At 62.8% G+C, this 12,274-nt stretch carries 13 protein-coding genes; 3 read left to right on the plus strand and 10 right to left on the minus strand.

Annotation, left to right across the window (positions count from 1 at the left end; translation table 11 throughout):
- Window positions 1–179 precede the first annotated feature (179 nt).
- The 3 genes from sphantq_RS19090 to sphantq_RS19100 all read right to left on the minus strand — a co-directional run bounded on the left by sphantq_RS19090 (window position 180) and on the right by sphantq_RS19100 (window position 3,156).
- A complete protein-coding gene (locus sphantq_RS19090; protein WP_272800450.1) occupies window positions 180–1,913 on the minus strand; it encodes an acyl-CoA dehydrogenase in 1,734 nt (577 codons plus the stop codon).
- A 98-nt stretch (window positions 1,914–2,011) separates the two neighbouring features.
- Window positions 2,012–2,596, minus strand: coding sequence for a TetR/AcrR family transcriptional regulator (locus tag sphantq_RS19095; protein ID WP_129926271.1), 585 nt, complete (start codon window positions 2,594–2,596; stop codon window positions 2,012–2,014).
- 59 nt (window positions 2,597–2,655) lie between these two features.
- Window positions 2,656–3,156: a hypothetical protein gene (locus tag sphantq_RS19100; protein ID WP_272800451.1), complete on the minus strand. Its 501-nt coding sequence runs from the start codon at window positions 3,154–3,156 to the stop codon at window positions 2,656–2,658.
- A gap of 374 nt (window positions 3,157–3,530) precedes the next feature.
- Between sphantq_RS19100 and sphantq_RS19105 the strand changes: the two genes are divergently transcribed.
- Complete coding sequence (locus sphantq_RS19105) at window positions 3,531–5,105, plus strand: Re/Si-specific NAD(P)(+) transhydrogenase subunit alpha (protein WP_129926270.1); 1,575 nt, start codon at window positions 3,531–3,533, stop codon at window positions 5,103–5,105.
- A gap of 13 nt (window positions 5,106–5,118) precedes the next feature.
- A complete protein-coding gene (locus sphantq_RS19110) occupies window positions 5,119–6,570 on the plus strand; it encodes an NAD(P)(+) transhydrogenase (Re/Si-specific) subunit beta (protein WP_066607887.1) in 1,452 nt (483 codons plus the stop codon).
- 78 nt (window positions 6,571–6,648) lie between these two features.
- Here sphantq_RS19110 and sphantq_RS19115 read toward each other — a convergent pair whose 3' ends face one another.
- From sphantq_RS19115 to sphantq_RS19140, 6 genes are all read right to left on the minus strand, one after another.
- A complete protein-coding gene (locus sphantq_RS19115) occupies window positions 6,649–6,897 on the minus strand; it encodes an S-adenosylmethionine decarboxylase family protein (protein WP_272800452.1) in 249 nt (82 codons plus the stop codon).
- A 60-nt stretch (window positions 6,898–6,957) separates the two neighbouring features.
- Window positions 6,958–7,209, minus strand: coding sequence for a hypothetical protein (locus sphantq_RS19120; protein WP_066608717.1), 252 nt, complete (start codon window positions 7,207–7,209; stop codon window positions 6,958–6,960).
- A 178-nt stretch (window positions 7,210–7,387) separates the two neighbouring features.
- On the minus strand, window positions 7,388–7,951 hold the full coding sequence (cofC, locus tag sphantq_RS19125; protein ID WP_272800453.1) for a 2-phospho-L-lactate guanylyltransferase: 564 nt from the start codon (window positions 7,949–7,951) through the stop codon (window positions 7,388–7,390).
- The gene (gene cofD / locus sphantq_RS19130; protein ID WP_066607879.1) at window positions 7,951–8,877 is read right to left on the minus strand and encodes a 2-phospho-L-lactate transferase; all 927 of its coding nucleotides are present in this window, start codon (window positions 8,875–8,877) and stop codon (window positions 7,951–7,953) included. The genes cofC and cofD overlap by 1 nt, the downstream gene beginning before the upstream one ends.
- Window positions 8,874–9,611, minus strand: coding sequence for a coenzyme F420-0:L-glutamate ligase (gene cofE / locus sphantq_RS19135; RefSeq protein WP_129926265.1), 738 nt, complete (start codon window positions 9,609–9,611; stop codon window positions 8,874–8,876). The genes cofD and cofE overlap by 4 nt, the downstream gene beginning before the upstream one ends.
- Window positions 9,612–9,686: 75 nt before the next feature.
- On the minus strand, window positions 9,687–10,907 hold the full coding sequence (locus tag sphantq_RS19140; protein ID WP_066607874.1) for a cytochrome P450: 1,221 nt from the start codon (window positions 10,905–10,907) through the stop codon (window positions 9,687–9,689).
- 119 nt (window positions 10,908–11,026) lie between these two features.
- On the opposite strand from sphantq_RS19140, the gene sphantq_RS19145 reads away from it, so the two are divergent.
- Complete coding sequence (locus sphantq_RS19145) at window positions 11,027–11,392, plus strand: nuclear transport factor 2 family protein (RefSeq protein WP_129926264.1); 366 nt, start codon at window positions 11,027–11,029, stop codon at window positions 11,390–11,392.
- A 23-nt stretch (window positions 11,393–11,415) separates the two neighbouring features.
- Here the strand turns inward: sphantq_RS19145 and sphantq_RS19150 are convergent, their stop codons facing one another.
- Window positions 11,416–12,216, minus strand: coding sequence for an SDR family NAD(P)-dependent oxidoreductase (locus tag sphantq_RS19150; RefSeq protein WP_066607871.1), 801 nt, complete (start codon window positions 12,214–12,216; stop codon window positions 11,416–11,418).
- Window positions 12,217–12,274: the final 58 nt, after the last annotated feature.

The raw sequence follows: 12,274 nt of genomic DNA on the forward strand, positions 1-12,274 counted from the left end.
CCCGCTCTGCGCAGCGATAGCCCTAGCCGATGGCGATCTGCTTTGGTGGCATTTTGCGCGCAGTCGTGACGCCACAGGCCGATCGTGCCGATCCACGATATTGCCCCAAGCCGGTCAAGCGGCACCGCGCAGCGCCCTCCCCCTGGCTGCTAAGCGGTTTCGGATCGATCAAGCCGTGCTTAAAAGCAGTCTGCGCCCAGCGCCATGATCGACGCTTCGCCAGCCGCGATGCTGACCGCCAGGCTCTGCGCCTGCGGCAGCATCCGCTGGGCGAAGAAGTCGGCGACGATACGCTTGCCGGCGTGCAACACATCGTCGCCCTGCGCCGCCACGGCCATGCGCGTCCACATCCATCCCATCGAAACCAGCGCGAAAAGGCGCAGATAATCGACCGCCGCAGCGCCCGCAGCATCCCCATGCGCGCCTTGCAGCGATGCCGTGGTGGTACGCAACAAAGCCAACGCCGCGCGCGTCTTGATCGCGATATCAATAGCGCCGGCCGCGTCCACATCCGCCGCGATAAGGTCGAAATAGCCGTCAACCACGGCGCCGCCCGCCATCGCCAGCTTGCGCCCGACCAAATCCATCGCCTGCACGCCATTGGTGCCTTCATAGATTTGCGCGATGCGCGCATCGCGCACATATTGCTCCATGCCCCATTCGCGGATGTAGCCATGGCCGCCGAACACCTGCTGCGCCTGCACCGCGCTGTCGAAACCGAAATCCGTGAAGGCGGCCTTCACGACCGGCGTCAACAGCGCGACCAGCGCGTCGGCCTTCGCCCGCTCGGCGGCGTCGGGATGATGATGCGCCCGATCGAGTTGGAGCGCGGTCCAGCCGCCCAATGCCCGCCCGGCCTCGACAAAGGTGCGGATGTTGAGCAGCATCCGCCGCACATCGGCATGGTCGATGATCGCCACCGGCCCACGCGCACCATCGGCGCTGCGTCCCTGGAGCCGCTCCTTGGCGTAACCCGCGGCCTGCTGATAGGCCGCGCCGGCGACGCCGAGTCCCTGGATGCCGACCATCAGCCGCTCCGCGTTCATCATCGTGAACATGGCGGCCAGCCCCTTGTTCGGCGCGCCGACCAGCCAGCCGGTCGCTTCGTCATAATTCATCACGCAGGTCGGCTGGGCATGGATGCCCATCTTCTTTTCCAGCGCGCCGACCGACATGCCGTTGCGCATCGTGAATTCGCCGTCCGCGTCGGGCAGATATTTGGGCACCAGAAACAGGCTGATTCCCTTCACCCCGGCCGGTGCATCGGGCAGGCGCGCCAGCACGAGATGGACGATGTTGCCGCCAAAATCATGGTCGCCCGACGAAATGAAGATTTTCTGTCCGGTCACGGCAAAGCTGCCATCGCCCTGCGGAACGGCCCTGGTCTTGAGCAGGGCGAGGTCGGTGCCTGCGCCGCTTTCGGTCAGCGCCATGGCGCCGGTCCATTCGCCGTTCACCATTCGCGGCAGATAGACCGATTTCAGCGCATCGTCAGCATGGGCCGCAATCGCTTCGCAGGCCCCGCGGGTCAGGCCGGGAAACAGGCCGAAGGACAGGTTCGTCGCCGACAGCATCTCGTCCAACCAGAGCTGGAGGATGAACGGCAAGCCCTGCCCGCCATGGGCCGGATCGGCCGACATGGATGCCCATCCCGCCGCCACGAAATCGCGCCATGCGTCAGCGAAGCCGGCGGGGGTGATAACGCTTCCATCGACCAGGCGGCTACCTTCTTCATCGCCATGGCGGTTGAGCGGGTGTAGCCGATCGGCGCACATCCGCCCCGCTTCCTCCAGCACCGCGACCGCCAGGTCGGCGTCGACCGCCTGACCTGTCTCCGCCATCGCCGCGTCAAAGCGCAGCACCTGCGTCAGCAGGAAGCGGTAATCGTCGATCGGCGGAACATAACTGAACATCGGGCCTCTCCTCAAAGCGCAGCGCCGCAACTACACCAAACATGTGTTACAGTCAATTCCAATGGGCCGGACAGGATGGCGGGTTTACAGCGAACACCCTATTCGTGCCGGAAGATCGACACGATCTGGGCGGCGATGTCGTTGGGCGCCAGACGTCCTGCGCGATACCAATTCGACGCTGAATTAAGCTGTGACAACAATAGATTGCGGTAGACGGACCGGTCGATATGCGACGGCAGCGGCAGGCCCGCGACCAGCGATCGGAAAACCTCTTCGAACCGATCACGCCGCGCAATCAGCTGTTGGCGCACCGCATCGGGCACTTCGCGAAAATCGTTCATCATCGGCATCGTCAGCGAATCCGGCGCCAGCTGGATTTCCAGCAAGGCCGCGCAGGCCGCCGCCAGCCTGGCCCATGGATCGTCCTGCGCGCGGACAGCCTGGGCGATGCTGCTCTCGGCGGCGTCCAGCGCGGCATTGTGCAATTCGACGAACAGCGCGTCCTTCGATTTGATATGGTGATAAAGCGACCCGCCCAACACGCCGGCCTGCTCGCCGATGTCGCGCATGGATGTCCCGCGATATCCCTTTTTCGCGAACAGTTGCGCCGCGATCTCCAATATCTGGCGACGGCGCCCCGATCCCTCGTCGTTCGAACCGCTCGCTGGATCATGCTTCTTCATCAGGACGCGCTAGCATAACTTTTCGTGGCGTCGAAGCCCCGTCCCGCAGATCGATCGATCTACCAAATCCCATGTAAAATAGCGATTTGTATCCCTTGGCAGACATTTTGTGGATGCACGGCGATGTCGGGGGTAAAAGACGATGATGCCGGGCGATACGGTGATAAAACAGGGAGAGAGATGATGTCGAAACTGCGAAAGCATATGTCTATTTCGGCGTCTGCGATGGCGCTGGCCATGGCGCAAGCCACGAAATCATCGTGACCGCGCAAAAGCGCGCGCAGTCGTTGCAGGATGTCAGCGTCGCGGTATCGGCGGTGAGCGCCGTCCGTCACCTTCGGCAACGACTTCGACCAGGCGAAGGTCTTTATCCGCGCCGTGGGCGCAAATACGTCCACCACCGGCAGCAGCACCGGCGTCGCGCGCCTTGCGCCGCTTTGTCCGGCCGGTATCGCGACCAAACCCCGCGACCTGGGCAGCGATGAACCGCCGTCGGTCAATAGCAAGAGCCAGTCATACACGGCGACCTTCAACTGGGAATTGAGCGACGCCTTTTCCATCACCAACGTCGCCGACTACCGCGATTTCAAGACTATGGCTTCCCACTCGGCTACCGCTACTGATCAGCGTGGACCGAACGAAGGCGGGAATGGGATTTCGATCCTGCCCCCTTTCTCGGTGTCCGGAAATCCGCCGTCCTGGCGCGCGGACGGGCCGGTCCATGAGAATGCCGGGAAGCTCTCTGGCAGGAGCGCAGAGCGCCAATCGAGCCGACGCGCATTTTCGCCCGACAGCGCATGATGCATCGGCCGAAGCGCTAAACTTCACCTTCTATGCCCTCAAGTCTTTCACTATAGCGCTATGGCGATCGATCGACCATTAGCGCATCGGCTGGATCACATCCGCGCTAAAAAAAGAGGGGGAGGAAGCCAGAGTGAGAATAGGTGCACCCAAAGAAGTGGCGCAAGGCGAGGCGCGCGTCGCGCTGACGCCCGACAGCGCTCTGCAATTGCAGAAACTGGGCCATATATGCCTTGTCGAAAGCGGCGCGGGCCAAGCAGCCGGCTTCGACGACGACAGTTATCGCGCTGCCGACGTGCAGGTGGTTGCAACCGCTGGCGAATTGTGGGCGGCATCTGACGTCATCGTCAAGGTGCGTCCGCCCGAAACAGAAGAGGCCGCGCGCCTTCAACCGGGCAAGTCCCTCATTTCCTTCTTTTATCCTGGACAGCGCAGCGACGAGCTGGCCGCGATCAGCGCGACTGGCGCCAATGTGCTGGCCATGGACATGGTGCCCCGCATCTCGCGCGCGCAGAAGATGGATGCGCTGTCCTCGATGGCGAACATTGCGGGCTATCGCGCCGTGATCGAAGCGGGCGCCAATTTCGGACGCTTCTTCACGGGCCAAGTGACCGCAGCGGGCAAGGTGCCGCCGGCCAGGGTGCTGGTGATCGGCGCGGGCGTCGCCGGCCTGGCCGCGATCGGCGCGGCGACGTCGCTTGGGGCGATCACGCTGGCCTTCGATGTCCGGCCGGAAGTCGCCGAACAGATTGAATCGATGGGCGCGCAGTTCGTCTATCTCGACTTTTCGGAGGAACAGCAGGATGGCGCGGCGACCGGTGGCTATGCCGCCCCGTCCAGCCCGGAATTTCGCGAAGCGCAGCTCAAGAAATTTCGCGAACTGGCCCCGAACGTCGATATCGTCATTTCCACCGCGCTCATTCCGGGGCGCGATGCCCCGGTCCTTTGGACCAAGGACATGGTCGAGGCCATGCGCCCTGGATCGGTCATTGTCGATCTGGCGGCGGAACGCGGCGGCAATTGCGAGCTGACGGTCACGGACGAGAAGATCGTTTCGCCAAATGGCGTTACGATCATCGGCTATACCGATTTCCCCAGCCGGATGGCAGCGCAGTCCAGTTCGCTCTACGCCAGCAATATCCGCCACATGCTGTTCGACCTGACGCCGGGCAAGGATGGCGTGATCGTCCATAATATGGAGGATGACGTAATCCGGGGCGCGACCATCGCCTTTGAAGGCGAGGTCAGCTTCCCGCCGCCACCGCCCAAGATCAAGGCGATCGCGGCCCAGAAGCCCAAACCCAAGGCGGAGGAACTGACGCCCGAACAGAAACGGGCGAAGGACGTCGCCGCCTTCAAGGCGCAGACCCGGTCGCAGGTCACGACTTTGATCGTCGCCGCGATCGTGCTGATCGCGGTCGGCGCCGTGGCGCCCGCCAGCTTCATGGCCCATTTCACGGTCTTCGTGCTGGCCTGTTTCGTCGGCTTTCAGGTGATCTGGAATGTCAGCCATTCACTGCATACGCCACTGATGGCGGTGACGAACGCGATTTCGGGCATCGTCGTGGTGGGGGCCATGCTCCAGGTCGGGTCATCCAGCACCATCATTCTGGTTCTGGCGACGATTTCGATCCTGATCGCGTCGATCAATATCGTTGGCGGCTTCCTGGTCACGCGCCGGATGCTGGCCATGTTCCAGCGGTCCTAAGGGGGTGGATTTCATGTTCGATACCGGTGTGGTGTCCGCAGCCTATCTCTCGGCCGCGGTCCTTTTCATTCTGTCGCTGGGCGGCCTTTCCAATCAGGAAAGCGCCAAGCGCGCCGTATGGTACGGCATTGCCGGCATGGCCCTGGCCGTGTTGGCGACGCTCTTTGGCCCTGGCGCGGCCAATCTGCCGATCGTGGCCGGCACCTTCGCCGTCGCAGCCGTCATCGGCTGGATCGTGGCGATGCGAGTCCAGATGACCGAAATGCCCCAGCTTGTCGCCGCGCTGCACAGCTTCGTGGGGCTTGCGGCGGTCTTCATCGGTTTCAACGCGCATTTCGAACTGGAAACGGTGAATGCGCTCGATCCGGCCGCGCGTGAAGCGCTCACCGGCTTTGCCGGCCTGCTCGCGCACAAGACGCCGGTGGAGATCAACATCCTCAAGGTCGAGGCGTTTCTCGGCATCTTCATCGGTGCGGTCACCTTCACCGGATCGATCGTCGCGTTCGGCAAGCTCGCGGGCAAGCTGGACGGCAAGGCGAAGAAGCTGCCCGGCGGCCATGTCCTCAACGCTTCCGCCCTGCTGGCGTCGTTGGTTCTGATGGTGATGTATGTCGGCGATATCGGCGTGGAAGGCCGCGAACTGACCGTGCTGCTCGCCATGGCGGCGCTGGCGCTGTTCATCGGCTTCCACCTCGTCATGGGCATCGGCGGGGCGGACATGCCGGTCGTCGTCTCGATGCTCAACAGCTATTCCGGCTGGGCTGCGGCCGCAATCGGCTTCACCCTGGGCAACGACCTGCTGATCGTCACCGGCGCGCTGGTCGGGTCTTCGGGCGCGATCCTGAGCTATATCATGTGCAAGGCAATGAACCGGTCCTTCGTATCGGTGATCCTGGGGGGCTTCGGCGGCACGACCGGCCCGGCCGCGGAAATCGAGGGCGAGCAGATCGCGATCGACGCCGATGGCGTGGCCTCCGCGCTCAACGATGCGGACAGCATCATCATCGTGCCGGGCTATGGCATGGCGGTGGCGCAGGCGCAGCAGAGCGTGAGCGAACTCACCCGCAAGCTGCGGGCCGCGGGCAAGAATGTCCGTTTCGCCATCCATCCCGTTGCGGGCCGCTTGCCGGGCCACATGAACGTGCTGCTGGCCGAAGCCAAGGTGCCCTATGACATCGTGCTGGAAATGGACGAGATCAACGACGACTTCCCTTCGACCGACGTCGTGATCGTCATCGGATCGAACGACATCGTCAATCCGGCGGCGCAGGATGATCCCAACTCGCCGATCGCGGGTATGCCGGTGCTGGAAGTGTGGAAGGCCAAGCAGGTTTTCGTGTCGAAGCGTGGTCAGGGCACCGGCTATTCCGGCATCGAAAACCCGCTTTTCTACAAGGACAATACAAGGATGTTCTACGGCGACGCCAAGGTCGCGGTGGACAGCCTGCTCGGCAAACTGGCCTGAACGCGCCTGTCAGGGAATATGTCGATGGTTTCGGCATATTCCCTGGACGCCTTCATCAGGATCGCGCCATCCGCGGGGTCACCCCCTACGCACCATGGTCCAGGTTATGCGCTCTGGCGCCAGATGATCCGCCAAAGTCGCAAGCGCCGCCGCCGAATCATGGCGCGCGCCGCTTAGAAAAATGTCGATGGCGGCATAGCCATGTTTGGGCCAGCTGTGGATCGACATATGCGATTCGGCGATCAGCGCGGGCTGCCAGCCGGTCTGGCTGAACAGGCGGGTCAGGACACGCCGCCAGCGCACCGACATAGTCGAAGGTCCGGGCATTATGTCATATCCGGTTACCGCACGCTGGCTTTTTCCACGGCTCAATCGTCAATAATTCGATTATAAGGCCCGAATATTCAACATGGCCGCGATCTGTTCTTCGGCCGCGGTTGCTTCAGCGACGAGCAGGCGCAAGGCCTTTGCCGTGTCGTCCAGAAGACCGGCGCCAATAGGTCGCTCGCCATTTATGAAGCGGCGAATGGCCCTCTCGTCTATCCCAAGGCGCCGCGAAAAAGCGGTGACGCCACCAAATAGTTGAACGCAATAAGCGAAATGCTCACGTTGTTCATCCTCGGAAATTGACGCAGCCATTATTTCCCTCTTTGGTTCATGGTCTGCCGCCATAATCTATCTTGGCGATGAAACGCAATCGACCCGGCCACACCCTCTTAAATTCAACGGTCGTTCAGTGGCCCCGTCCGCCCTCCACCGCCCGGGCACCGAAGTTTATGTTGATTGAGAGGGGAGCCGACAGTCGGCTTCGTCCCCACTATGACAAAATTCGCCCCGCAGATATGCCCCTGAGGTCTTCGGGCACATCAATGTCGAAACCAAGGCCCTCAGTCTCAACGATCGCCGCCTGCAATCGCTGGCTCCGATGACCGGCAAGACTGTTCGGACCAAAGGCGAACGCAAACGGATCGACATCGGCCAAAGCTACAGCATTGGTCCCCTGGCCATGGCGATCCGGCGCGAAAGCCGCGCCGGCATCTTCCGCGGCCGCCAGAAGACGCGCGATGTCGCCAGCGACCAATTTGGGCAGGTCGGCATGAACCACGACGAAACGAGATGTCCCGAACCGAAGGCGCGCCGCAGTCAGTTCGCGGTTCAATCCCCTTCCTTCATCCCGCACCCAGGCGCATGGCCAGTCAAGGGGAGCGGCCGGCGCCAGAAGGCGCACCATCCCCACCGCTTCGACTTCCGCCACGCAACCAACCACGCGCCGGGCCATATCCGCCGCCAACATCATCCTCTGTCGCGCATCTAGCACACCGCCCAACCGCGACTTGGTGTCGGGCCCTTGCTTCCAGGGGATGATCACATTCCATTGCATCAGGCGCGCAGCCGGGTCGCCAGGTCCAACGCCGCCTGCGCCACCCGCATTTTATCGGCAAGCGTCGTCATCAATGTGGCGCACCGCGCAATGGCGATGTCCGTCCCATCGCACGGATCGCCGCTGTCGATCAGCATGGCGTCGATCAATCCGGCATAATGCTGCGCAATGCTGTCATTATCGACAGGCATGTGCAGTTCGCCCATCAGTTTCGCCGTCGGCCCCTTCACCGCTTTACCATTGATCAGCGGGGAGACGGCGACGACCGGCGCAGACGTCCGCGCCAACGCCGAACGCACGCCCGGCACCGCCAGCAAGGGGTCAACGCTCAAAAAAGGATTGGAGGGCGCGATGAGCACCGCGTCGGCGGACAGGATCGCGTCCACGACGCCGGGAGCGGGCCTCGCCTTTTCAGCGCCCTCGAACAGGATGGCGCGGACGACCGGCGCGCACCGCTGTTCGACAAAGTAGCGCTGAAATTCCATCAGGCCGTCATCGGTGGCCAGCATCGTCGCAACGGGATCGTCGCTCATCGGCATGATGCGGCTCGCAATATTCCATCGGGCGGCGAAGCTGGCCGTAACCTGGGACAGGGATTCGCCCTGCGCCATCCTATGCGTGCGCAACACATGCAACGCCATGTCGCCGTCGCCCAGCGCGAACCAGTCCGGCCCGTCCAATTCCCGAACGGCCGCCATGAAAGCCCAGCTTTCCCCTTCCCGCCCCCAACCCTGCGCCGCATTGGCCTTGCCCGCCAGCGTGTAGAGCAAAGTATCAACGTCGGGCGACACATGGAGGCCCAGATGACGAAAATCATCGCCTGTATTGACGATCGCGGTCAAGGCGCCGTCGGGCAGGATATGGGACAGGCCCAGGGCCAGCTTGGCTCCGCCTACCCCGCCCGTCAGAACCACGATCTGTGTCATGCAAACAGATCCTCGTGCACCGGGCGGACCAGATCGGCGGCAGGTCGGGCCATGCCCCGCAGCGGATAGCCCCGGATCACCGCAGCGGGAATACCCTCCGCCCCCTCGCCCGTCGCCAGGCAAGCGGCGGTCGCGATAATATCGCCCAGCGCGATCTGGGTGACTTCCAGCGTGCGACCGTCGCGATCCATTTCACCCCGGCGGTCGTCGAGCGCGGGCAGTCCCGCCGCGCCGATGGCGACCGCGACCACACCCATGCGCCATGGTCGGCCAAAACTGTCCGATATGACCACCGGCATGTCCAGTTGCCGGTGCAACAGGGCCGCCGTTCCATCCGGGTCGACCGGCAGGAGCAGCGCGCGATCGCCGTTCCCTGCGCCGATATTGGACCGGTCGATGCCTGCGTTCGCCATGACATGGCCCAACCGGTGGCGGGCGATCAGAACATGTGGCACGGCCCGCAAGATAGCCGTGGATTCGTCCAGCACCAGCTGGACCAGTCGCGCATCCTTGCGGGTGATCGCCGCCAGCCGCTGCGCCTCTTGCCCCGGCACGACGTCATCCAGAACGACGAAACGCCCCTGCGCCTTCGAAACGATCTTCTGCGTGACGACCAGCACATCGTCATGATGGCGCTCCATGCCGCACCGCTGCATCGCGGCCAACAGCAAAGCCGCCAGATCATCGCCCGGACGAACCTCTCCAATCCCCGTCAAGGGGGTGATTTCTATCATGCGCGGCTATCCTTCGGCGTCACGCCTTCTCGTGCGACGCCACGGCCTCTTCGTCAACCTCGACGATGACGGGACTCACCCCCATTGCAGGTGCAGGTCGGGGACGTGCAGGATGTTGCCGACGAAATAGGGCACCTTGAACCCGTCCTTGACCCGGAATTGCGGCAACATGCCGACAAATTCCTCTACCGCGATCTGCAATTCCAGTCGCGCCAGATGCATCCCCAGGCATTTGTGAATGCCGCTGCCCAATGACATATGCGGCGCCTTGCGGTCGAACCGGATCGCCTGCGGATCTTCATAATAGGCCGGGTCGCGGCCGATGACCGGCGAACAGAAGGCGACATAATCGCCTGGCATGATCGTCTGCCCGTGAATTTCGATCACCTTGGTGGCGATGCGGAACGCCGTGACCGGCGCGAAGGCGCGCAGAAACTCCTCCACAGCCAGCACGATCAGCGACGGGTTGGCGCGCAATTCATCCTGCTTGTCGGGGTTTGCGGCCAGATAGTTGAAGATATTGCCCAGCAGCGACGTGACCGTGTCCAGCCCGCCGATATAGAGGTTGAAGCAATGGCCCAGCACCTCGTCGTCGTTCCACAGGCGGCCGTCCACCTCGAACGTCAAGATCTTGCTGATATAATCGTCGCGCGGCGCGACCCGGCGCGCCTCGATTTCCTCCATCAGGTAATTTTTGACGCTGCGCACGGCATTGCCGCGCACTTCCCAGTCATTGCTGTGGAGCAGTTCCTTTTCCCATTTCAGGAATTCTGCCATCCGCTCCTGCGGCAGGCCCAGCAGGTCCAGCACGATGAAGATCGGGAATTTCTCGGAAAAATCGGCGATGAAATCGCATTCGCCCTTGTCCTTGAATTCCTCGATCAAGGCGCGGGCGCGTTCACGCACCTGTTCCTTCATGGCGAACATCTTTTGCGGAGCGAAATGGCTATTGAGCGCCTTGCGATAGCCGGTATGGACCGGCGGATCGGCCTCGGTCGGGATCACCAGCCAGTTTTCACCGATATTCTGCGCCCATTTGCCCATGCCGTTCTTGGTGAAATTATCCGCGTCGCGCAGCATCGCCTGCACGTCGTCGGCATTTTTCAGCAGCCATCCGGGCTGGTCGCCGGGAAAGATATTGGTGACATAGGTGATCGGCGGCAATTCCGCGTGCATTTGCGGGATCAGCACGTCCTGCGGATTGTCGTAGGTCACCTTGCGCGCGAACAGCGGCAGGGCCATCGCCAGATGCGCGGGCACATGGTCCGGCAGGGGCTTTTGTGCGAGTGCGGTCATATAAATCTCCGAACGGGAACGGGATGAAAAATGTCCTTGCCAAAGACAGGTGCGGCACATGCCGCCTGCCCCAATCTGGCCGCGACGCGGATGGACCGCGACGACAGGAGGCGATGGACATGAACGAGGCAGCGACGCTGGATCTGGAACAGGCGATCCGCGACAATTACCGATTGTGGAACGAGGGCAAGCGGGACGAACTGGACCGGCTGTTCGCAGCGCTCGGACCGGACGGCTTCACCATAGAATATGTCGGCACCCCCGCGGTGGACGGACCGGCCGCCATGACCGATATGTGGACGCAATATGGCGGCCAGTGCACGACCGATCCGGTCGAGGTGATCGTCAACGGGTCGGAAGGCGCGGCCTATGTGCTCAACCGGCTCCAGACGCCGGACGGCATCGTCACCCTGCCGAGCCTGGAAACCTACAAGGTCGATGGCGGGCGGCTGACCATCCGCTATTTCCACCGGACCGCGCATTAGGGATCGGCAGGCGGCGGCCATGGTCAGTCCGCCGCCTGCATGAAAGCCAGCAGGTCGGCATAATGGGGCTGATGCACCAGCCCGCCGCCGGAAATCGAGATATTCTCTCCCGTGATGTAGCGCGCTTCGTCCGACGCCAGGAAAGCGACCAGCGCGGCTATATCTTCCGGCGTGCCGAATTCGGGCGTCAATATGTGCCGCTTGATGATGTCCTTCAGGCCCGGCACCGTCTTTTCCAGCGCCGGGGTCAACACCACGCCCGGCGCAATGCTGTTGCACCGGATATTCTGCCGTCCATGCTGGGTGGCGACATATTTGGTCAGGCCGATGATCGCGGCCTTGGACGATCCATAGGCGATGCGCGCCAGGTCGCCCGCCGTGCCCGAATTGGACGCGGTGTTGATGATCGATCCGCCACCGCCCGCAACCATATGGGGAATCGCATATTTGCACCCCAGCAGATAGCCGGTCAGGTTGACGTCCAATATTTCGCGCCAGATGCCGATGGGAATGTCGACGGCGGTGGTGTCCTGCGGGCTTTTGGCCGGGTCGGTCATCGCCGCATTATTGTGCAATATGTCCAGCCGCCCGAAATGATCGACGCAACGGTCCACCATCGCCTTGACCGACGCCGGGTCGGCGGCGTCGAACTGCACCGCCAGCGCCTTGTCGCCCAGCGGCTGCGCGGCGCGGGTAGCGGCATCCTCGAACAGGTCGGCGATCACCACGCGCGCGCCTTCCGCGACCATCCGCATGGCCACCGCCGCGCCGATGCCGCCGCCCCCGCCCGTTACGATCGCGACCCTGTTTTCCAACCGCTTCATATACCGACAATCTCCGTGTGCGAGCGTCCGGGAGAAGGCGATTGCGTCAAAGCCTTCT

The organism is Sphingobium sp. AntQ-1 (assembly GCF_028538045.1).
Classification (GTDB): domain Bacteria; phylum Pseudomonadota; class Alphaproteobacteria; order Sphingomonadales; family Sphingomonadaceae; genus Sphingobium; species Sphingobium cupriresistens.

Excerpts from the sequence above, each read along its gene's own strand:
- sphantq_RS19090 (WP_272800450.1), bottom strand. The coding sequence starts at position 1,913 with ATGTTCAGTTATGTTCCGCCGATCGACGATTACCGCTTCCTGCTGACG.
- sphantq_RS19095 (WP_129926271.1), bottom strand. The coding sequence starts at position 2,596 with ATGAAGAAGCATGATCCAGCGAGCGGTTCGAACGACGAGGGATCGGGG.
- sphantq_RS19100 (WP_272800451.1), bottom strand. The coding sequence starts at position 3,156 with ATGGAAAAGGCGTCGCTCAATTCCCAGTTGAAGGTCGCCGTGTATGAC.
- sphantq_RS19110 (WP_066607887.1), top strand. The coding sequence starts at position 5,119 with ATGTTCGATACCGGTGTGGTGTCCGCAGCCTATCTCTCGGCCGCGGTC.
- sphantq_RS19115 (WP_272800452.1), bottom strand. The coding sequence starts at position 6,897 with ATGCCCGGACCTTCGACTATGTCGGTGCGCTGGCGGCGTGTCCTGACC.
- sphantq_RS19120 (WP_066608717.1), bottom strand. The coding sequence starts at position 7,209 with ATGGCTGCGTCAATTTCCGAGGATGAACAACGTGAGCATTTCGCTTAT.
- cofC (WP_272800453.1), bottom strand. The coding sequence starts at position 7,951 with ATGCAATGGAATGTGATCATCCCCTGGAAGCAAGGGCCCGACACCAAG.
- cofD (WP_066607879.1), bottom strand. The coding sequence starts at position 8,877 with ATGACACAGATCGTGGTTCTGACGGGCGGGGTAGGCGGAGCCAAGCTG.
- cofE (WP_129926265.1), bottom strand. The coding sequence starts at position 9,611 with ATGATAGAAATCACCCCCTTGACGGGGATTGGAGAGGTTCGTCCGGGC.
- sphantq_RS19140 (WP_066607874.1), bottom strand. The coding sequence starts at position 10,907 with ATGACCGCACTCGCACAAAAGCCCCTGCCGGACCATGTGCCCGCGCAT.
- sphantq_RS19145 (WP_129926264.1), top strand. The coding sequence starts at position 11,027 with ATGAACGAGGCAGCGACGCTGGATCTGGAACAGGCGATCCGCGACAAT.
- sphantq_RS19150 (WP_066607871.1), bottom strand. The coding sequence starts at position 12,216 with ATGAAGCGGTTGGAAAACAGGGTCGCGATCGTAACGGGCGGGGGCGGC.